This window comes from Intestinimonas massiliensis (ex Afouda et al. 2020), assembly GCF_900626285.1.
Taxonomy (GTDB): domain Bacteria; phylum Bacillota; class Clostridia; order Oscillospirales; family Oscillospiraceae; genus Flavonifractor; species Flavonifractor massiliensis_A.
On record NZ_LR131148.1, the window covers coordinates 1 to 19,123 of the forward strand.

Below are 19,123 nucleotides of genomic sequence, written 5' to 3' on the forward strand. Positions count from 1 at the left end.
TATACAAAAGGGGGGAAATCCGAATCCCCCCTTTGTTGGCCTTTGAAGGGGGGGGGGGTGTTGGGGCGGGGGAAATCGGAATCCCCCCCCCCGACCCTTTCTTTCCCGCCGCTTTCTTTGGAAAGAAAGCGGTGCCGCCGGAGGCCCGTGCCTCCCCAGGGTTGAAAACCCCTTCCGGCTTTGCTAAAATAAAGCCGTATGGCGTTAAAATGAGCCGGGCATGCTACCGAATGGTAGCATTTTGCTCGGGTGATACTATGTATTTTCGCCGTATTTCCGACCTGCGTACAGACAACGACATGACCCAACGGGCGGTTGCCGATTATCTGAACATGAATTTGGAGGTCTACCGCCGCTATGAGAAAGGCATCCGTGAGATCCCGGTGTGGGCGGTGCTGAAATTGGCGGAGCTTTACCACACCAGTACCGATTATATCCTGGGCCTGACCGACGACCCGGCGCCCCGTGCGTAAGCTGGCCTGGTTTGCCGGCGCTTATGCGGGGGCGGTGTTCCTGGCGGTCTACCTGCTGCCGGAGGAGCTGCTCCTTCCGGCGGGGGCTTTGTGCGCCGCCGCCGGTCTGACCGGACTTTTGTTCCGGGGCAACCGCCGTCTGGGGCTGCTCCTGCTGGGCTTCGGCCTGGGTACAGGGCTTTTGTGGACGGGGGTGTATACCGCCCTGTTCCACACCCCGGCCCGTCTGCTGGCCGGCACCGAGGAAACCATCACCGCCCAGGTAAATGACTGGCCGGAGGAAAACTCCCACTGGGTGGAGGTCAGGTTCCGCCGGGAGGAAGGGGGCTGGCTGAAGGCCCTGCTGTGGCTGGAAGTGGTGCCGGAGGACCTGCGGCCGGGAGATGAACTGACGGTGACCGCCTCCTTTGAGCTGGCGGACACCCTGTCCGGGGAGAACAGCGACTACTATTATTCCAAGGGGGTCACCCTCCGGGCCTACGCCCGGGACAAGGCCTCTGTGACCCGCCCGGACCGGGTGCCGGTGCGGTACTGGCCGGTGTACGTGTCCTATGCCATCCGCCAAAGCGCCCTGCGGGCCTTCCCTGATTCCGTGGGACCTCTGGTCTGCGCCCTCATCACCGGCGACACCTCAGGCCTGGACGGCGGCTTCTACTCCGCCCTGCGGCGGACGGGGACCGCCCATGTGGTGGCGGTGTCCGGCCTCCATGTGTCCTTCCTGGCCGGGCTCATCACCACCCTGCTGGGGCGTCACCGGCGGCGGTCTGCCGGGGTGGGCATCGCCCTGATGTTCTTCTTCGCCGCCGCTGCGGGAAATACGCCGTCGGTGCTCCGGGCGGCCTTTATGCAGTCCATGCTGCTGCTGGCCCCGCTCCTGGACCGGGAGGACGACCGGGCCACCTCCCTTTGTACCATCCTGATGCTCCTGCTGGTCCAGAACCCCTACGCCGCGGCCAGCATTTCCCTCCAGCTCTCCTTCGCGGCGGCGGCGGGCATCTACCTGTTCACCGGGCCTCTGTGCCACCGGTGGCAGGACTGGCTGCCCTATAAGCCCAAGGGCTTCTGGCCCCGGCTGGGCTGTATGGTCTTCCGGTTCGTCGCAGCCAGCCTGGCCGTCTCTTTGGGTGCCATCGCCTTTACCACGCCCCTGTCGGCCTGGTACTTTGATACGGTCGCCCTCATCTCGCCCCTGGCCAACCTGCTCACCCTGTGGGCGGTGTCCGACCTGTTCCTGGGCGGATTGGTGGTGGCGGTGGTGGGCTTGCTCCTGCCCGGCCTGGCGGCCCTGCTGGCCCTGATCGTCTCCCTGGCGGGATACTATCTGCTGTGGATGGTGCCCCTGTTGGCCGCCTTCCCCTTCGCGGCGGTGTCCGCCGGGTCCTTCTACATCAAGGCCTGGCTGGGCCTGGTGTACGCTCTGCTGCTGGTGTGGCTCATCCTGCGGGGTGGGCGGCAGCGGCTGGTACTCCCCTTCGGCCTGAGCGCCGCCGGGCTGTGCTGGGCCCTGCTCCTCCACGCCGGGACCTATACCGCCGGACAGATGACGGTGTCGGTGCTGGACGTGGGTCAGGGGCTGTCCGCCGCCGTCTATGCCCAGGGCGCCTCCGCCCTGGTGGACTGCGGGGGCAGCGGCATGGATAACGCCGGGGATATAGCGGCGGACTACTTCCAGGGCCTGGGCCTGAGCCGGGTGGACGTGGTGGTGCTCACCCACTATCATGACGACCATGCCAACGGCGTGGCCCGTCTGCTGGAGCGGATGAAGGTGGGCCTGCTGGTGCTCCCCGACGTGGAACCGGAGGACCCCCTGCGCCAGTCCATTCTGGCCCTGGCGGAGGAGAAGGGCGTGGACACCCTGCTGCTGACCGAGCGGGCGGACCTGACCCTGGGGAGCGGCTCCCTCACCATCTACCCGCCCCTGGGCGGCGGCGACGCCAACGAGGAGGGCCTCAGCGTGCTGGCCACCGCCGGGGACTTCGACGCCCTCATCACCGGGGACATGGACCAGATCATTGAGGGCCGCCTTGTCAAATACGGGGACCTGCCGGACATCGAACTGCTGGTGGCGGGCCACCACGGGTCCAAATATGCCACCTCGGAGGAGCTGCTGCTGGCCGCACGGCCGGAGACGGCGGTGATCTCCGTGGGCTATAATTCATACGGCCATCCCGCGGACGAGACCCTGGAGCGGCTGTCCGCCGCCGGGTGCGACATCTACCGCACCGACTGGTCCGGGACCGTTACCATTACCGCGCATTAAAGGAGGATCGCCATGCCGCCCAAAAAGAAGCCGGACGACGGGGCTTACCAATTATTAAAGAAGCAGATTAAATCGGGAGAGATCGGCAGCCTCTACGTCTTTCACGGGGAGGAGACCTACCTCCGGGACTACTACCTGGGGCAGATGAAGCAGAAGCTCCTGCCCGCCGGTATGGAGGAGTTCAACCTGCATACCATCAACGGGAAGGAGTTTGACGTAAAAACCCTGGGCCAGCTGGTGGACTGCCTGCCCATGATGAGCCAGCGGACCATGATCGTGGTCAACGACTATGATATATATAAAGGAGACAAGGACAGCCTGATGGCTGTGCTGAAGGATCTGCCCGACTACGTGTGCCTGGTGTTCGTCTATGACCTCATCGAGTACAAGGCCGACGCCCGCACCAAGCTGGCGGGGCTTTTGAAGGAGAAGGGGCTGGTGGTGGCCTTCAACCGCCAGGACCAGGGGGATCTGGTGGACTGGATCGCCCGCCGGTTCAAGGCCCTGGACCACGACATCGGCAGTGAGGACGCCCGCTACCTCATCTTCCTGTGCGGGGACCTGATGACCACCCTCATCTCCGAGATCGGGAAGATCGGGGCCTACGCCTCCCACCGGCGGGTGACCCGGGCGGACATCGACGCGGTGGCTACCCCCCAGCTGGACGCGGTGGTGTTCCAGATGACCGACGCCATCGCCGCCGGGGACTTTGACAAGGCGGCGGCGGTGCTGGGGGACCTGCTCCACATGCAGGAGGCCCCCATCAAGCTCCTCTCCGTGCTGGGCAAGCAGCTGCGGCAGCTCTACACCGCCCGGCTGGCCCTGGAACAGCGGAAGGGGACCAGATATCTGATGGACCTGTGGGCCATGCGCTCCTCCTACCCGGCGGAGCGGCTGATGCAGTCCGCCAAACGCTTCTCCCTGCCCTGGTGCCGCCGGGCGGTGATCCGCTGCGGGGAGACCGATCTCGCTATGAAATCCACCGGCGCCGACGGGGAGGAGCTGCTCATCGCCCTGCTCATGGAGCTGGCTGTGAAGAAAGGAGCCTAATATGAAAAAATCCACGATGGTAAAAGCGGCGGCCCTGGCCGCCGCCGGAATTGCCGGCTGGTACCTGACCGGGAACAGCCGGAAGGGACAGGTGGAGCAGATCCGCCGGGAGGTCCACCGCCTGTGCAGCGTCCGCAAGGACGAGCTGGAGGCCGTCCGTGCCGCCGCCAAGAACGGGGAGCTGGCCGCCGACGCCCTGGGCCCCGTGCCCCTGGACGGGGTGGAGCTGGACTCCATCCGGGTGGAGGGAGGCGCCGCCATCCTGCTGCTGCGGGGGGGCCGTGCCGCCGCCTGGCTGGCCAGCAAGCCCCTGGACACCCTGACCGAGGTGCGCTGCGTGCCCTGGCGGGGGAGCGCCCGGCCCGGGGTGCTGTACACCGAGCATTTGGGCGACGGCTGGTACGCGGGCTACGCCTGCCTGGGGTGGAACTGAGTGCTGCGCATCCGGGAGGCCATCGTGGTGGAAGGCCGCTATGATAAAAACACCCTCTCCCAGCTGGTGGACACCGTGATCCTGGAGACCTCCGGCTTCGGCATCTTCAAGGACGGGGAGAAGCTGGCCCTCTTCCGCCGGCTGGCGGAGGAGCGGGGGCTGATCATCCTCACCGACCCCGACGGGGCGGGCTTCGTCATCCGCAATTTTCTCAAGGGGAGTATCCCCCCCGACCGGGTGAAGCACGCCTATGTGCCCGATATCCTGGGCAAGGAGCGGCGCAAGCGCACCCCCGGCAAGGAGGGCAAGCTGGGGGTGGAGGGCATGCGCCCCGCTGTGCTGGAGGAGGCCCTCCGCCGGGCGGGAGCCACCTTCCTGGACGGCAGCGGGGAGGATCAGCCGCCCCGCCGTCCCATCACCAAGGCGGACCTGTTCGCCCTGGGCCTGTCCGGCGGCCCCGGCGCGGGGGAGAAGCGGAAGGCGCTGCTCAAGCGCCTCTCCCTGCCCGAGCACCTGTCCCCCAACGCCATGCTGGAGGTGCTCAACGCCCTGTACTCCTATGAGGAGCTGGCCGCTGTCCTGGACAGCTAAAAATTTTTTGAAAAAACACTTGACGGGAAAGTTAAGTTATGCTATCTTATTAACAGAAATGATAATCATTACTGATTAGCACTTCCGCTAAATAAGAATGACATAAAAAATGAAATTAGGAGGCAACTAATATGAAAAAGTGGGTTTGCTCTGTCTGCGGTTACGTTCACGAGGGAGATTCCGCTCCCGACTTCTGCCCCATCTGCAAGGCTCCCAAGGAGAAGTTCGTGCTCCAGGGCGGCGACCGTACCTGGGCTGCCGAGCACGTTGTCGGCGTAGCCAAGGGCGCTCCCGAGGAGATCATCCAGGGCCTGCGTGAGAACTTCCAGGGCGAGTGCTCCGAGGTCGGTATGTACCTGGCCATGAGCCGTGTGGCTCACCGTGAGGGCTATCCCGAGATCGGCCTGTACTGGGAGAAGGCCGCTCTGGAGGAGGCCGAGCACGCCGCCAAGTTCGCCGAGCTGCTGGGCGAGGTCCTGACCGACTCCACCAAGAAGAACCTGGAGATGCGTGTGGACGCCGAGAACGGCGCTACCCAGGGCAAGTTCGACCTGGCCAAGAAGGCCAAGGAGCTGAACCTGGACGCCATCCACGACACCGTCCACGAGATGGCCCGCGACGAGGCCCGTCACGGCAAGGCTTTCGAGGGCCTGCTGAAGCGCTACTTCGGCTAATCTGACTGAGCAAAAGATCCCGGTCCAACGGACCGGGATCTTTTTTTGCCATTTTCTTTTTTGACAAAGGGGGAAATACCGCGTTAGAATGGTATGGAACGGGGGAAGAGAGTATGATTCGACTTCAGCTATACGACGACAACGGCCAGTATCGGGAGAGCGAGCGGTGGTGGGTCTACTCCATCCTGATGGCGGTGAGCGGTTTTTACGGCGCGTTCACCTACAGCATCCGGGGCGGGGTGTTCTGCAACGCCCAGACCGCCAACTTCGTGCTGTTTGCCATGGCGGTGGGAGACGCCCACTGGGGCAAGGCCCTGTACTACCTGATCCCCATGACCGCCTATTTCCTGGGCGCCTTCCTGACGGAGCTGGCCTTTTCCTCCCCCCGGTGGAAGTTTTCCCTCCACTGGGAGACCATGCTGATCGGCATTGAGATGTGCTTTGTGGCGGTCCTGGGCCTGATCCCGGAGACCGCCCCCTACCAGATCTCCCAGGTCATCATCAACTTCATGTGCTCCATGCAGTACAACACCTTCCGGGCGGCCCAGGGGATCCCCATGGCCACCACCTTCTGCACCAACCACCTGCGGCAGACGGGCATCGCCTGCTGCAAGGCTCTCCGCAGCGGCGACGTGAAGGACAGAAAGCGGATGTACTGCCACCTGGAGATGATCGGGGTCTTTGTGGTGGGCGGCATCATTTCCACCATTCTGTGCCGGCTGTTCCGGGGGCGGGCCATCTGGGCCGTCCTGATTCCCCTGGCCATCCTGCTGGCCGACCTGATCCGGGCGGACCTGGCCCAGGAAAAGGCGGCGGACTGAACAGAAAAAGAGAGGGACGGCCTGTTGCCGTCCCTCTCTTTTTGGCTTCTGTCAGGATTTGTGCCGGGCTTCGCCGTCCCGCAGACGCTCGTGATCTTCCAGCAGGGCCTGGGAGGCCAGGTCGAAGGCCTCGGCGTCCTCGTAGCGGTTGACCAGCTCGCTCTCCTGCAGGTCGCTGTAGTCCTTCTCCTTGCCGCGGTAGACCAGCTTCAGAAGAATGGGGGTCAGGATGGTGGTGGCAATGACCATCAGCACCACCGGTCCGAAGAAGTCCTGCCGCATCAGACCGGCGGCGATACCGTCGTTGGCCACGATCAGGGCCACCTCACCACGGGAGATCATGCCTACGCCGATGCGCAGGGAATCCTGCCCGGAGTAGTGACAGATCTTTGCGCCCAGTCCGCAGCCGATGACCTTGGACACCACTGCCCACAGAATGAGCAGAATGGAGAAGAGCACGATGGCCATGCTCATCTGGGGCAGGACCACCTTCAGCCCCAGGCTGGCAAAGAAGATGGGGGAGAGAAGGGTATAGGACAGGGTCTCGAACCGGTCCTGCAGGTAGGTGACCCGGGGGGTCTTGGCGAAGATCAGACCGGCGATGTAGGCGCCTGTGATGTCGGCCACGCCGAAGAAGGCTTCTGCCACATAGGCGTACAGCAGGCAGCAGGCAAAGGAGATGACCACGAAGCGGCGCTTGTCCCGGTCGTACCGTTTGAACCACCACTCCACCACCCGGTGGAAGATCATCCACACCACCACGCTGACGGCGAAGAAGGCGGCGATCTTCACCAGCACCATCACCAGGTTGGCACCGGTGCCCGCCAGGCTGGTGATGATGGTGAGGGCGATGATGCCCAGCACGTCGTCAATGATAGCGGCGCCCAGGATGGCGTTGCCCGAGCGGGTGGACAGCTTGCCGATCTCCTTCAGGGTCTCCACCGTGATGCTGACGGAGGTGGCGGTGAGCACCACGCCGATGAAGCAGTTCTGCAGCATGGTGTCCGGACCCTGGTTGAAGAAGCTGGCCAGGACGAAGCCGCCGGCCAGGGGTACCAGCACGCCGATGAGGGCGATGATGAAGGCGGACTTTCCGGCTTTTTTCAGTTCTCCCAGATCGGTTTCCAGACCGGCATTGAACATCAGCACGATGACGCCCAGCTCGGCCAGCTGATCCATCAGGGAGGTCTCCTGCAGAATATTCAGCATAGCGGGCCCCATGATCAGACCGGCCAGCAGGGCGCCCACCACCTGGGGCAGGGCAAACCGCTTGGTGATGATGCCCAGCACCTTGGTGCTCAGCAGGATCAGAGCGATCTCAAACAGGAAATGATAGCTCATGATAAACACTCCTCTCACGGTATTACAAGTGCATCATAGATCGTAGGGGCAATCAGACATAAAGTCAACAGTCAACCTGGATAGAAATTCGGCGTTTTAAGGAAGAAATTCCGGCAACGATACAGTTTTTCCCGGCAGGCAGAGCGGAAAAGCCAGAAAATTGGGCGTGGGGTGGAAGAATATCCAGTTCCTGTCGGGTGGGCTTGACTTTTGCCATTTAAAGCGGTAAAATAAGCGACAGTGAAAATCCACACCTTTCCCCGGCGTGGGGCCGGGGGAAAACGGGGAGAGAAAGCGATATGGTAATCACGGAATTTCTGGAGCGCAACGCCCGGCTGTACCGGGACGAGACGGCTCTGGTGGAGATCAACCCGTCGGAAGAGCGGGACCGGGCCACCACCTGGCGGGAGTTCAGCCTGATCGAGCGCAGCCGCCCCGACGAGCCCTACCGACGGGAGATGACCTGGGGGCAGTTTGACAAGAAGGCCAACCGCTTTGCCAACCTGCTGCTGAGCCGGGGGGTCAAGCGGGGGACCAAGGTGGGCATCCTGCTGATGAACTGCCTGGAGTGGCTGCCCATCTATTTCGGCATCCTGAAGGCGGGCTGTCTGGCGGTGCCTCTGAATTTCCGGTATTCCTCCGACGAGATCCAGTACTGTCTGGATCTGGCGGATGTGGAGGTGCTGGTGTTCGGCCCGGAATTCGTGGACCGGCTGGAGCCCATCCTGCCCGCCCTGGACCGGGTGCGCCTGTGGTTCTATGTGGGCAACAGGATCCCCGCCTTTGCCGAGAGCTACCGGGAGCTGGTGATGTACTGCTCCTTTGAGAATCCGCCGGTCCATCTGGAGCTCAGCGACCTGGCGGCCATCTACTTCTCCTCGGGCACCACCGGCTTCCCCAAGGCCATCCTGCATAACCACAAGGCCCTCATGTCCGCCTGCCTCACCGAGCAGCACCACCACGGCCAGACCCATGAGGACGTGTTTTTGTGCATCCCGCCCCTGTACCACACCGGCGCCAAGATGCACTGGTTCGGCTCCCTGGCCACCGGCGGCAAGGCGGTGCTGCTGCGGGGGGTGTCCCCCCAGTGGATCCTGCGGACGGTGACCGAGGAGAAGTGCACCATCGTCTGGCTGCTGGTGCCCTGGGCCCAGGACATCCTGGACGCCATCGACAGCGGGGCGGTCAACCTGGACGACTACCTGCTGGACCAGTGGCGGCTGATGCACATCGGCGCCCAGCCGGTGCCCCCCAGCCTGATCCACCGGTGGAAAAAGGTGTTCCCCCACCACCTGTACGACACCAACTACGGCCTCAGCGAATCCATCGGCCCGGGCTGCGTCCACCTGGGTGTGGAAAACATCCGCAAGGTGGGGGCCATCGGCAAGCCCGGCTACCTGTGGCAGGCCAAGGTGGTGGATGAAAACGGGGACGAGGTGCCCCAGGGCCAGGTGGGCGAGCTGGCGGTCAGCGGCCCCGGCGTGATGCAGTGCTATTACAAGAACCCGGAGGCCACCGCCGAGGTGCTGAAGGGGGACTGGCTGTACACCGGCGACATGGCGGAGGTGGATGCCGAGGGCTTCATCTACCTGGTGGACCGGAAGAAGGACGTGGTCATCTCCGGCGGCGAGAACCTGTACCCGGTGCAGATCGAGGACTTCCTCCGCCGGTTCGACAAGATCAAGGACGTGGCGGTCATCGGCCTGCCCGACCACCGGCTGGGCGAGATCGCCGCCGCCATCGTGGAGGTCAAGGAGGGCGTCACCTGTACCGAGGAGGAGATCCGGGCTTTCTGCCAGGAGCTGCCCCGGTACAAGCGGCCCCGCCGGATCATCTTTGACAAGGTGCCCCGCAATCCCACTGGCAAGATCGAGAAGCCGGTGCTGCGGGAGAGGTACTGCCGGGGCCGCCTGGTGGAAGCCCAGATCACCCAGTAAGAGGAGGGCGCCTGCATGACAGACCTGTGGATCAAGCTCTCCCTGCTGCTGGTGTTCTTCGCCGTGATGGTGGGCATCGGCCTCTACTGCCGCCGCCACGCCACCGACGTGGCCGGCTTCGTGCTGGGCGGCCGGTCGGTAGGCCCCTGGCTCACCGCCTTCGCCTACGGTACCAGCTACTTCTCCGCTGTGGTCTTTGTGGGCTACGCCGGCCAGTTCGGCTGGCGGTTCGGCATCGCATCCACCTGGGCGGGGCTGGGCAACGCCTTCCTGGGGTCCCTGCTGGCCTGGGTGGTGCTGGGGCGGCGCACCCGCATCATGACCCAGCACCTGGACAGCGCCACCATGCCCGAGTTCTTCGGCCGCCGGTTCGGCAGCAATAAGCTGAAGCTGGCCGCCTCGGTGATTATTTTCATCTTCCTCATCCCCTATACCGCCAGCCTGTATAACGGCCTGTCCCGGCTGTTCGCCATGGCCTTTCACATCGACTACGCTGTTTGCGTGGTGGTGATGGCGGTGCTCACCGGGGTATACGTCATCGCCGGAGGCTACATGGCCACCGCCATCAATGACTTTATCCAGGGCATCATTATGATTTTCGGCATCCTTGCCGTCATCTGGGCGGTGCTGAACAGCCAGGGTGGGCTCCAGGACGCCCTGGATGGCCTGGCCCGGGTAAGCGACCCGGCGGTGAGCGACACCCCCGGCGTGTTTGCCTCCTTCTTCGGCCCCGATCTGCCCAGCCTTTTGGGTGTGGTGGTACTCACCAGCCTGGGCACCTGGGGCCTGCCCCAGATGGTGCAGAAGTTCTACGCCATCAGGAGCGAGGACGCCATCACCCAGGGCACCGTCATCTCCACCGCCTTCGCCCTCATCGTGGCGGGGGGATGCTACTTCCTGGGTGGCTTCGGCCGGCTGTTCTCCACCCCTGAGACGGTGGCCGCCGATGGCTACGACTCTATCATCCCCACCATGCTCTCCGGCCTGCCCACCATCCTCATCGCGGTGGTGGTGATCCTGGTGCTCTCCGCCTCCATGTCCACCCTCAGCTCCCTGGTGCTGGCCTCCAGCTCCACCCTCACCCTGGACTTCATCAAGGGTACCATCATCAAGGATATGGAGGAGAAACGGCAGGTGCGGTGGATGAGGGCCCTGGTGGTGGTGTTCATCGCCATCAGTGTGGTGCTGGCCATCGTCCAGTACCGCTCCAACCTGACCTTCATCGCCCAGCTGATGGGGGTGTCCTGGGGCGCCCTGGCGGGCAGCTTCCTGGCCCCGTTCCTCTACGGCCTGTACTGGAAACGCACCACCAAGGCCGCCTGCGTGTGCTGTTTCCTGTTCTCCACCGTGGTGATGCTGGCCAACATCTTTGTGGGGAGCGCCTTTCCCGCCCTGCTCCGGTCCCCCATCAACGCCGGCGCCTTCTGTATGCTGGCGGGGCTGATCATCGTGCCGGTGGTGAGCGTCCTTACCCCGGCGCCAACGGCACAGCGGGTGGAGGAGATCTTTGCCTGCTATAAGCGCACCGTCACCGTGGCGGTTACCGACTCCATCGGTCCCAGAAATGCCCTGGAGAAAGACGGAAAAACTCGTTGACTTTATCAGCGGAAAGTGATAAAGTAAACTTGTTCTAAAGTTTTGCGAGAGCGGAACCAGGTAGAGGCCGTTTCGCCGGATTTTTTCGTCCTCTGCAGGGATGCAGAGGACGTTTTTTATTTTCCAGGCCTCTGAAAAGGAGAGATGCACCATGAAAACCCTGATGCTCGGCAACGAAGCCGTGGCCCGGGGCCTCTATGAGGCGGGCTGCGCCGTTGTCTCCAGCTATCCCGGCACCCCCAGCACCGAGATCACCGAAGCCGCGGCCAAGTACCCCGAGATCTATGCCGAATGGGCCCCCAACGAGAAGGTGGCCATGGAGACCGCCTTCGGTGCCAGCCTGGCGGGGAAGCGCTCCTTCTGCGGCATGAAGCACGTGGGCCTCAACGTGGCCGCCGACCCATTGTTCACCATCGCCTACACCGGCGTCAACGCCGGCATGGTCATCGGCGTGGCCGATGACGCGGGGATGCACTCCTCCCAGAACGAGCAGGATTCCCGCCACTACGCCCAGGCCGCCAAGCTGCCCATGCTGGAGCCCGCCGACTCCGCCGAGGGCCTGGAATTTGCCAAGCTGGCCTACGAGCTGTCCGAGCGGTTCGACACCCCGGTGCTGCTGAAGATGTGTACCCGGGTGTCCCACTCCCAGAGCGTGGTGGAGACCGGTCAGCGGGTGGAGCCCGCCCCGGTGCCCTACGAGAAGAAGGCCGCCAAGTACATCATGATGCCCGGCTACGCCAAGCTGCGCCACCCGGTGGTGGAGGAGCGGCTGGCGGCCCTGGCGCAATACGCCGAGACCTCCCCCCTGAACCGGGTCGAGGAGGGGAGCGACCACAAGATCGGCATCATCACCTCCTCCACCAGCTATCAGTATGTGAAAGAGGTGTGCGGCGACCGGTTCCCGGTGCTCAAGCTGGGCATGATCTGGCCCATGCCCGACCAGAAGATCCGGGACTTCGCCGCCTCGGTGGACCTGCTGACGGTGGTGGAGGAGCTGGACGGCTTCATCGAGGACCACTGCCGTTCTCTGGGTCTGGCCCTGGCGGGGAAGGACTACTTTTCCCCCATCGGGGAGCTGAGCCAGAACCTGGTGGCCGAGAAGCTGGGCGTAGTGCCCGACGCCGGCAAGGCTCTGGTGGAGAACATCCCCGCCCGGCCTCCGGTGATGTGCGCCGGCTGTCCCCACCGGGGCCTGTTCTATACCTTAAATAAGCTGAAGCTCACCGTGCTGGGCGACATCGGCTGCTACACCCTGGGGGCGGTGGCCCCCCTCAGCGCCATCGACTCCACCATCTGCATGGGCGCCTCGGTGTCCGGCCTCCACGGCTTTCTGAAGGCCAGCGGGGGAGAGATGGACGGGAAAACCGTGGCGGTCATCGGCGACTCCACCTTCATGCACTCGGGCATCACGGGGCTTGTCAACATCGCCTACAACGAATCCAACGCCACCGTCATCATCCTGGACAACTCCATCACCGGCATGACCGGCCACCAGCAGAACCCCACCACCGGCTTCAACCTGAAGGGGGACCCCTGCACCAAGATCGACCTGGAGACCCTGTGCAAGGCGGTGGGCATCCGGCGGGTGCGGGTGGTGGACCCCTACGACCTGGCCCAGTGCGAGCGCGTGATTCAGGAGGAGCTGGCGGCTCCCGAGGCGTCGGTGGTCATCTCCCGCCGGCCCTGCGCCCTGCTGAAGTACGTCAAGCACAAGCCCCCCCTGACGGTGGACACATCCAAGTGCGTGGGCTGCAAGGCCTGCATGAAGATCGGCTGCCCCGCCATCTCCGTCCGGGACGGCAAGGCCGGGGTGGACGCCACCCTGTGCGTGGGCTGCGGCGTGTGCGAGCAGCTGTGCAAATTCGACGCGCTCCAGGCGCCCCAGGAGGTGTAAGGTATGCAGACGAAAAATATCATGATCGTAGGTGTGGGCGGCCAGGGCACCCTGCTGGCCAGCAAGCTGCTGGGCCGTCTGCTGCTGGACCAGGGCTATGACGTGAAGGTGTCCGAGGTCCACGGCATGAGCCAGCGGGGGGGCAGCGTGGTCACCTACGTCCGCTACGGCGACAAGGTGTATTCTCCCATCATTGACAAGGGGGAGGCCGACTTCATTGTCTCCTTCGAGCTGCTGGAGGCCGCCCGGTGGCTGGAGTTCCTCCGGCCCGACGGGCGGATCATCACCAACACCCAGCAGATCAACCCCATGCCGGTGATCACCGGCGCGGCGGAGTATCCCCAGGACCTGGTGAACAAGATGACCGCCGCCGGAGCGAAGGTGGACGCCATGGACGCCCTGGCCCTGGCGGAGGAGGCCGGGAGCAGCAAGGCGGTGAACCTGGTGCTCATGGGCCGCCTGTCCCGGTACTTCGACCTGCCGGAGGAGACCTGGCAGGCCGCCATCACCAACAGCGTGCCGGAGAAGTTCCTGGAGCTGAACCGGAAAGCCTTCCACCTGGGCAGAAATTCCTGAGGCACAAGGAGAGAACAGCATGGAGCGTTACTATCAGAAGGAAATCGAGTGCGCCAGCCGGGAGCAGATCCGTGCCTGGCAGGACGAGCGGCTGGTGAAGCAGGTCCACAATGTGTGGGACAACGTGCCCTACTACCGGAAGAAGATGGAGGAGAAGGGGCTCACCCCCGAGGATATCAAAGGGGTGGACGACCTCAGCAAGCTGCCCTTTGTCAGCAAGGAGGACCTGCGGCAGGCCTACCCCTACGGTCTGCTGGCCCGGCCCCTGAAGGACTGCGTCCGCATCCAGTCCACCTCGGGCACAACCGGCAAGCGGGTGGTGGCCTTCTATACCCAGCACGACATCGACCTGTGGGAGGACTGCTGCGCCCGGGCTATCGTGGCCGCCGGCGGCACCAATGAGGACGTGTGCCAGGTGAGCTACGGCTACGGCCTGTTTACCGGCGGACCCGGCCTCAACGGCGGCTCCCACAAGGTGGGCTGCCTCACCATCCCCACCTCCTCCGGCAACACCGAGCGGCAGATCATGTTCATCCGGGACCTGTCCGCCACCATCCTGTGCTGCACCCCCTCCTACGCCGCCTATCTGGCGGAGACCATGAAGGAGATGGGCCTCACCCCCGACCAGATCCCCCTGAAGGCGGGCATCTTCGGCGCCGAGGCCTGGAGCCAGGAGATGCGGCGGAACATTGAGGAGACCATGGGCATCAAGGCCTACGACATCTACGGCCTTACCGAGCTGTCCGGTCCCGGCGTGTCCTTCGAGTGCTCCGCCCAGACCGGCATGCACATCAACGAGGACCACTTCATCGCCGAGATCATCGACCCCGCCACCGGCGAGGTGCTCCCCGAGGGGTCCAAGGGCGAGCTGGTGTTCACCTCCATCACCAAGGAGGCATTCCCCCTGCTGCGCTACCGCACCCGGGACATCTGCGTCCTCCACCATGAGGACTGCCCCTGCGGCCGCACCCACATCAAGATGAGCAAGCCCATGGGCCGCAGCGACGACATGCTCATCATCAAGGGCGTCAACGTGTTCCCGTCCCAGATCGAGACCGTGCTGCTGGGCCAGAGCTTTGCGCCCAACTACCAGATCATCGTGGACCGGGTCAACAACACCGACACCATGGAGGTGCTGGTGGAGATGACGCCGGAGATGTTCTCCGACCAGCTGAGCCAGGTGGCGGAGAAGGAAAAGCAGGTGGTGGCCGCCCTGAAGGCCATGCTGGGCATCTACGCCAAGGTGCGGCTGGTGGCCCCCAAGTCCATCCAGCGCTCCGAGGGCAAGGCGGTCCGTGTCATCGACAAGCGGAAGATTTAAGGGAGGAGCGAGCATATGACCATCCAACAGATTTCCGTTTTCCTGGAGAATCGGGCGGGGCAGCTGGCAGAGATCACCACCATTCTGGCCGACAACCAGATCAATATGCGGGCCCTCCACATTGCCGAGACCAGCGACTACGGCGTGCTGCGCATGATCGTGGACCGGCCCCAGAAGGCGGCGTCCCTGCTGCTGGAGCACGGCTTCATCCTGTCCATGACCCCCGTGCTGGCGGTGACCGTGCCCGACGAGCCGGGTGCGTTGGGGAAGATCCTCACCCTGCTGGCCAAGGAGAATATCGACGTGGAGTATGTCTACTCCGTGTTCGGGCAGGTCCAGGGCCGGGCCTGCATGATCTTCCGGGTGGCCGACCTGGACAAGCTGGCCAACCTGCTGAAGGACAACGGCATGCCTCCCGCTCTCCACGGCGAGCTGGGCATCCTAGACGAACAGAAATGAGGTAATACGCTATGCAGCCCATGAGCAGCAAGACCCAATATTTCACCGACTCCGTCATCCGCCGGATGACCCGCATCGCCATCGCCAACGATGCCATCAATCTGGCCCAGGGATTCCCCGACTTCGATCCCCCCAAGGCCCTGCTGGACCGGCTGGCCCAGGTGGCCTATGAGGGGCCCCACCAGTACCCCATCACCATGGGAGCCCCCAACTTCCGCCGGGCCTTATCGAAGAAGTGCAAGCGCTTCATGGGCCGGGACATCGACCCGGAGACCGAGATGGTGGTGACCATCGGCTCCACCGAGGCCATGGTGGACTCTATCTTCGCCCTCACCAACCCCGGGGACAAGGTGGTGCTCTTCTCCCCCTACTTTGAGAACTACCGGGCCCAGATCCTCTTCGCCGACTGCGAGCCCATCTTTGTGCCCCTGATCCCGCCCCAGTTCAACTTTGATCCCAACGTGCTGGAGGACGCCTTCAGGCAGCACCCCAAGGCCATTCTCATCTGCAACCCATCCAACCCCAGCGGCAAGGTGTTCACCGAGGAAGAGCTGAAGCTGATCGCGGAGCTGTGCGTCAAGTACGACGTGTACGCCATCATGGACGAGGTGTATGAGCACATCGTCTACGCCCCCCACAAGCACCTGTACATGTGCAACATGCCCGGCATGTGGGAGCGGACCATCTCCTGCTCCTCCCTGTCCAAGACCTACTCCATCACCGGCTGGCGGCTGGGCTACGCCATCGCTCCCCAGCCCATCATGGACAAGATCAAGCAGTACCACGATTTCAATGCCGTGGGCGCCCCCTCCCCCCTGATGGAGGCCGCCATCGCCGGCCTGGAGATGCCGGACAGCTACTATGAGGAGTTCGGCGCCCACTACGCCCACATGAAGCAGCTGTTTACCGACGGCCTGCGGAACATCGGCATCCCCTTCACCGACCCCCAGGGCACCTACTTTGTCCTGGCGGATATCGGCCCCTATCTGAAGAAGGGCCAGACCGACGTGGAGTTCTGCGAGGAGATGGCCAGGAAGGTGGGTGTGGCCGTGGTGCCCGGCACCTCCTTCTTCAAGGAGGACGTGCGCAATATCGTGCGCATGCACTTTGCCAAGAAGGACGAGACCCTGCTGGCCGCTCTGGACCGTCTGGCGGACATCGGGAACAAGATGGCGTAAACCGCCTTAATATGCAAAAAGGGACAGAAGTCCGGTATTTACCGGGCCTCTGTCCTTTTTTCAGCGTGATATTATGTTATAATGAAAAGCAAAAGCATTTGAAAGTAAAGGGATAATGGAAAGGAGAACAACATGAGAGAATATACGATCACAGAAGCGCAGCTGAATGCGTTTCAGACCCGGCTTCTGGAAGAAGAGCGCAGTGCAGCCACTATTGAAAAGTACATGCTGAATGTACGTCAATTCGCTCTGTTTTTAGATAATGCTGATCTGACCAAAACTGCTGTTGCACATTGGAAAAAGAAGCTGCTGGAGCACTGCGCACCGTCCACGGTCAACGGAAAGCTGACAGCGCTGGACCGCTTTCTGCAACTTCTCGGCGCGGAAGAGTGCTGTGTCAGGCATCTGAAGATCCAGCGCAAGCTGTTTCGGGAAGCCGGGCGGGACTTGAGCCGGGAGGAGTACCTGCGGCTGCTGTCTGCGGCGCAGAGCCAGGGCAAGGAGCGGCTGGGCCTGCTGATGGAGAGCATCTGCGCCACAGGGATCCGGGTCAGTGAGGTGTGCTATCTGACGGTGGAGGCGGTCCGCTGCGGGAGGGCGGAGGTGGCGCTGAAGGGAAAGATCCGCACCATTCTGATCCCATCCAAGCTGTGCAGAAAGCTGTTGAAATACGCGAAGAAAATGAAAATCGCTTCCGGCGAGATCTTTCTCACCAGAAGCGGAAGGGGGATGTCCAGAAAACAGATCTGGGCGGAAATGAAAAGAGTCTGTACAAAAGCAGGGGTGGAGCCGGAGAAAGTGTTTCCCCATAACCTGCGGCATCTTTTTGCAAGAAGCTTTTATCAGGCGTGCCGGGACGTGGCAGGCCTGGCGGACGTGCTGGGACATTCCAGCATTGAAACAACGCGGATTTATCTGATTTCCACCGGAATGGAGTACACCAGGACCATGGAAGGGCTGAGGCTGTTGTCCTGAATGGGAACTGGACAGAATACATATTCTGTCTACTCTATGGATGACGGCACATATCTCCCATACTTTGACATAGTGTATTTTACCATTCGCAAACCAATAAATCAACCCTCTTCCGGTTTCAGCGCAGCAAAATAGCGCGCGGATTTGCTCCGTGCGTATACACAGGTTTATAAAACCCAATATTTAACTGTAACGCCATGAGTTTCCATGGCGTTTTTCTTTTTTACCGCATGCATTCAAATAATTTGAAGTTTTTTCTAATAAAACCATGCAATACAGTAGGAGGACGATGTAACAGAATATGTATTCTGTCAAAAAAGAGAGAACCAGCGACCCGCGCGATTAAGGAGGAAGAGAACCGGGAGGTGGGGGAATATACGTGAGACATTGCAGGACTATTGCGAACGTACCGGGCAGCGGGAGCTGCTGGAACAGTGGGATCCGGAAAAGAACGGGGATTTGACACCCGGCGGGGTGAGTTACGGGAGCAAGCGAGAGGTCTGGTGGCGCTGTCTCGAGGGACACACTTGGAAGGTGTCCGTCACATCCCGCACCAACAATCATACGGAATGTCCCTATTGCGCGGGCAAGCGAGCCATACCGGGAAAAACAGATTTGGGCACATTATTCCCAGACTTGGCAAAGGAATGGGATCCGGTCAGGAATCTTCCGCTGACGCCGGAGCAGGTCCTTCCCGGCAGCCACAAAAAGGTGTGGTGGCGGTGCGAGAAGGGCCATGAATGGCAGGCGGTAATCAAGTCGCGTGTCAGCGGCTGCGGCTGTCCTGTCTGCGCCAATCGCGCCCTTGAGCAGGGCGAGAATGACCTGGCAACTAGGTATCCCGAACTGAGCCGCCAATGGCATCCCACGAAAAACGGGACCCTGCGGCCGGAGGACGTGCTGGCGGGTACCCACCGAAAAGTGTGGTGGCGGTGTGAAAAGGGCCATGAATGGCAGGCCCAGGTGTCCGCCCGGGTCAACGGAAACAGCGGGTGTCCGGTCTGCGGAGGCAAGGTGGTGATCCCGGGCGAGAACGATCTGCTCAGCCGCTTTCCACAGATTGCCGCGCAATGGGAAACGGAGCGCAACGGCAGTCTGCGGCCGGATCAGGTCTCCCCATACAGCAACCGGCGGGTCTGGTGGCGATGTGACAGGGGACATGTTTACCGGGCGGCGGTATCATCCCGGACGATGCGGGGTTCCGACTGCCCCTACTGTGCAGGGAAAAAGGTACTGCCTGGTTTCAACGATCTGGCCACGCGGGAACCCGCTATCGCGGCCCAGTGGCATCCCACGCTGAATGGTACATTGACGCCGGCCATGGTGACGGTGGGCTCCCATCAGAAGGTCTGGTGGCAATGCCCGCAAGGGCATGTGTGGAAGACCGTGATCCATATCCGGACAGGGCCGAAGCGATGCGGCTGTCCGGTCTGTGCCGGAAAGGTCAGGCAGAGACCCTATCAACGGTATATGACGGCGGAACCGGAGGCGGCGCACAGCCTCTGGGGAAGCCAACATATAAAATGAGGAAACTAACAGGAGGA

The 19,123-nt window shown here is 62.5% G+C and carries 17 protein-coding genes and 1 pseudogene; 17 read left to right on the forward strand and 1 reads right to left on the reverse strand.

Features of this window, described 5'->3' with window-relative positions; all coding sequences use genetic code 11:
• Nucleotides 1–257: 257 nt before the first annotated feature.
• From E0E41_RS15880 to E0E41_RS15910, 7 genes are all read left to right on the forward strand, one after another.
• Entirely contained in the window at nucleotides 258–473 is a 216-nt protein-coding gene (locus tag E0E41_RS15880; RefSeq protein ID WP_130870882.1) for a helix-turn-helix domain-containing protein, read from the forward strand.
• Complete coding sequence (locus tag E0E41_RS15885; RefSeq protein WP_130870883.1) at nucleotides 466–2,733, forward strand: DNA internalization-related competence protein ComEC/Rec2; 2,268 nt, start codon at nucleotides 466–468, stop codon at nucleotides 2,731–2,733. The genes E0E41_RS15880 and E0E41_RS15885 overlap by 8 nt, the downstream gene beginning before the upstream one ends.
• A gap of 12 nt (nucleotides 2,734–2,745) precedes the next feature.
• Nucleotides 2,746–3,783, forward strand: coding sequence for a DNA polymerase III subunit delta (gene holA, locus E0E41_RS15890; protein ID WP_130870884.1), 1,038 nt, complete (start codon nucleotides 2,746–2,748; stop codon nucleotides 3,781–3,783).
• Nucleotide 3,784: 1 nt separating this feature from the next.
• On the forward strand, nucleotides 3,785–4,216 hold the full coding sequence (locus E0E41_RS15895) for a toxin-antitoxin system antitoxin subunit (protein ID WP_130870885.1): 432 nt from the start codon (nucleotides 3,785–3,787) through the stop codon (nucleotides 4,214–4,216).
• Nucleotides 4,217–4,807, forward strand: coding sequence for a toprim domain-containing protein (locus E0E41_RS15900; RefSeq protein WP_130870886.1), 591 nt, complete (start codon nucleotides 4,217–4,219; stop codon nucleotides 4,805–4,807). It abuts the gene before it with no gap.
• 131 nt (nucleotides 4,808–4,938) lie between these two features.
• The gene (locus E0E41_RS15905; RefSeq protein ID WP_130870887.1) at nucleotides 4,939–5,481 is read left to right on the forward strand and encodes an NADH peroxidase; all 543 of its coding nucleotides are present in this window, start codon (nucleotides 4,939–4,941) and stop codon (nucleotides 5,479–5,481) included.
• Nucleotides 5,482–5,594: 113 nt separating this feature from the next.
• Nucleotides 5,595–6,302, forward strand: coding sequence for a YoaK family protein (locus tag E0E41_RS15910; RefSeq protein ID WP_130870888.1), 708 nt, complete (start codon nucleotides 5,595–5,597; stop codon nucleotides 6,300–6,302).
• Between the two features lie 51 nt (nucleotides 6,303–6,353).
• Here the strand turns inward: E0E41_RS15910 and E0E41_RS15915 are convergent, their stop codons facing one another.
• Nucleotides 6,354–7,646, reverse strand: coding sequence for a cation:proton antiporter (locus E0E41_RS15915; RefSeq protein ID WP_130871287.1), 1,293 nt, complete (start codon nucleotides 7,644–7,646; stop codon nucleotides 6,354–6,356).
• Nucleotides 7,647–7,942: 296 nt separating this feature from the next.
• Between E0E41_RS15915 and E0E41_RS15920 the strand changes: the two genes are divergently transcribed.
• The 10 genes and pseudogenes from E0E41_RS15920 (at nucleotide 7,943) to E0E41_RS15960 (ending at nucleotide 19,106) form a co-directional block, all read left to right on the forward strand.
• Nucleotides 7,943–9,580, forward strand: coding sequence for a class I adenylate-forming enzyme family protein (locus tag E0E41_RS15920; RefSeq protein WP_130870889.1), 1,638 nt, complete (start codon nucleotides 7,943–7,945; stop codon nucleotides 9,578–9,580).
• Between the two features lie 15 nt (nucleotides 9,581–9,595).
• Nucleotides 9,596–11,176, forward strand: a complete 1,581-nt coding sequence (locus E0E41_RS15925; RefSeq protein ID WP_242623851.1) for a sodium:solute symporter family protein — start codon at nucleotides 9,596–9,598, stop codon at nucleotides 11,174–11,176.
• A gap of 151 nt (nucleotides 11,177–11,327) precedes the next feature.
• Nucleotides 11,328–13,070, forward strand: coding sequence for an indolepyruvate ferredoxin oxidoreductase subunit alpha (gene iorA, locus E0E41_RS15930; RefSeq protein WP_130870890.1), 1,743 nt, complete (start codon nucleotides 11,328–11,330; stop codon nucleotides 13,068–13,070).
• A gap of 3 nt (nucleotides 13,071–13,073) precedes the next feature.
• Nucleotides 13,074–13,646 carry an indolepyruvate oxidoreductase subunit beta gene (locus tag E0E41_RS15935; RefSeq protein WP_130870891.1) on the forward strand — a complete coding sequence of 191 codons (573 nt, stop codon included), beginning with the start codon at nucleotides 13,074–13,076 and terminating at the stop codon, nucleotides 13,644–13,646.
• Nucleotides 13,647–13,665: 19 nt separating this feature from the next.
• A complete protein-coding gene (locus E0E41_RS15940; protein ID WP_130870892.1) occupies nucleotides 13,666–14,967 on the forward strand; it encodes a phenylacetate--CoA ligase family protein in 1,302 nt (433 codons plus the stop codon).
• Nucleotides 14,968–14,982: 15 nt separating this feature from the next.
• Nucleotides 14,983–15,426 (forward strand): ACT domain-containing protein, encoded by a 444-nt coding sequence (locus tag E0E41_RS15945; RefSeq protein ID WP_130870893.1) that lies wholly within the window; start codon nucleotides 14,983–14,985, stop codon nucleotides 15,424–15,426.
• Nucleotides 15,427–15,437: 11 nt separating this feature from the next.
• A complete protein-coding gene (locus tag E0E41_RS15950; protein ID WP_130870894.1) occupies nucleotides 15,438–16,604 on the forward strand; it encodes a pyridoxal phosphate-dependent aminotransferase in 1,167 nt (388 codons plus the stop codon).
• 132 nt (nucleotides 16,605–16,736) lie between these two features.
• Complete coding sequence (locus E0E41_RS15955) at nucleotides 16,737–17,579, forward strand: tyrosine-type recombinase/integrase (protein WP_130870895.1); 843 nt, start codon at nucleotides 16,737–16,739, stop codon at nucleotides 17,577–17,579.
• Nucleotides 17,580–17,966: 387 nt separating this feature from the next.
• Nucleotides 17,967–18,158, forward strand: a pseudogene (locus E0E41_RS19185) (zinc-ribbon domain-containing protein); the annotation flags it as partial.
• A 36-nt stretch (nucleotides 18,159–18,194) separates the two neighbouring features.
• Nucleotides 18,195–19,106, forward strand: a complete 912-nt coding sequence (locus tag E0E41_RS15960) for a zinc-ribbon domain-containing protein (protein ID WP_242623876.1) — start codon at nucleotides 18,195–18,197, stop codon at nucleotides 19,104–19,106.
• Nucleotides 19,107–19,123 lie beyond the last annotated feature (17 nt).

What these genes read in the sequence shown, in the direction of transcription:
- E0E41_RS15880 (WP_130870882.1), top strand. Translation starts at nt 258, where the DNA reads ATGTATTTTCGCCGTATTTCCGACCTGCGTACAGACAACGACATGACC.
- holA (WP_130870884.1), top strand. Translation starts at nt 2,746, where the DNA reads ATGCCGCCCAAAAAGAAGCCGGACGACGGGGCTTACCAATTATTAAAG.
- E0E41_RS15895 (WP_130870885.1), top strand. Translation starts at nt 3,785, where the DNA reads ATGAAAAAATCCACGATGGTAAAAGCGGCGGCCCTGGCCGCCGCCGGA.
- E0E41_RS15905 (WP_130870887.1), top strand. Translation starts at nt 4,939, where the DNA reads ATGAAAAAGTGGGTTTGCTCTGTCTGCGGTTACGTTCACGAGGGAGAT.
- E0E41_RS15910 (WP_130870888.1), top strand. Translation starts at nt 5,595, where the DNA reads ATGATTCGACTTCAGCTATACGACGACAACGGCCAGTATCGGGAGAGC.
- E0E41_RS15920 (WP_130870889.1), top strand. Translation starts at nt 7,943, where the DNA reads ATGGTAATCACGGAATTTCTGGAGCGCAACGCCCGGCTGTACCGGGAC.
- E0E41_RS15925 (WP_242623851.1), top strand. Translation starts at nt 9,596, where the DNA reads ATGACAGACCTGTGGATCAAGCTCTCCCTGCTGCTGGTGTTCTTCGCC.
- iorA (WP_130870890.1), top strand. Translation starts at nt 11,328, where the DNA reads ATGAAAACCCTGATGCTCGGCAACGAAGCCGTGGCCCGGGGCCTCTAT.
- E0E41_RS15935 (WP_130870891.1), top strand. Translation starts at nt 13,074, where the DNA reads ATGCAGACGAAAAATATCATGATCGTAGGTGTGGGCGGCCAGGGCACC.
- E0E41_RS15940 (WP_130870892.1), top strand. Translation starts at nt 13,666, where the DNA reads ATGGAGCGTTACTATCAGAAGGAAATCGAGTGCGCCAGCCGGGAGCAG.
- E0E41_RS15945 (WP_130870893.1), top strand. Translation starts at nt 14,983, where the DNA reads ATGACCATCCAACAGATTTCCGTTTTCCTGGAGAATCGGGCGGGGCAG.
- E0E41_RS15950 (WP_130870894.1), top strand. Translation starts at nt 15,438, where the DNA reads ATGCAGCCCATGAGCAGCAAGACCCAATATTTCACCGACTCCGTCATC.
- E0E41_RS15955 (WP_130870895.1), top strand. Translation starts at nt 16,737, where the DNA reads ATGAGAGAATATACGATCACAGAAGCGCAGCTGAATGCGTTTCAGACC.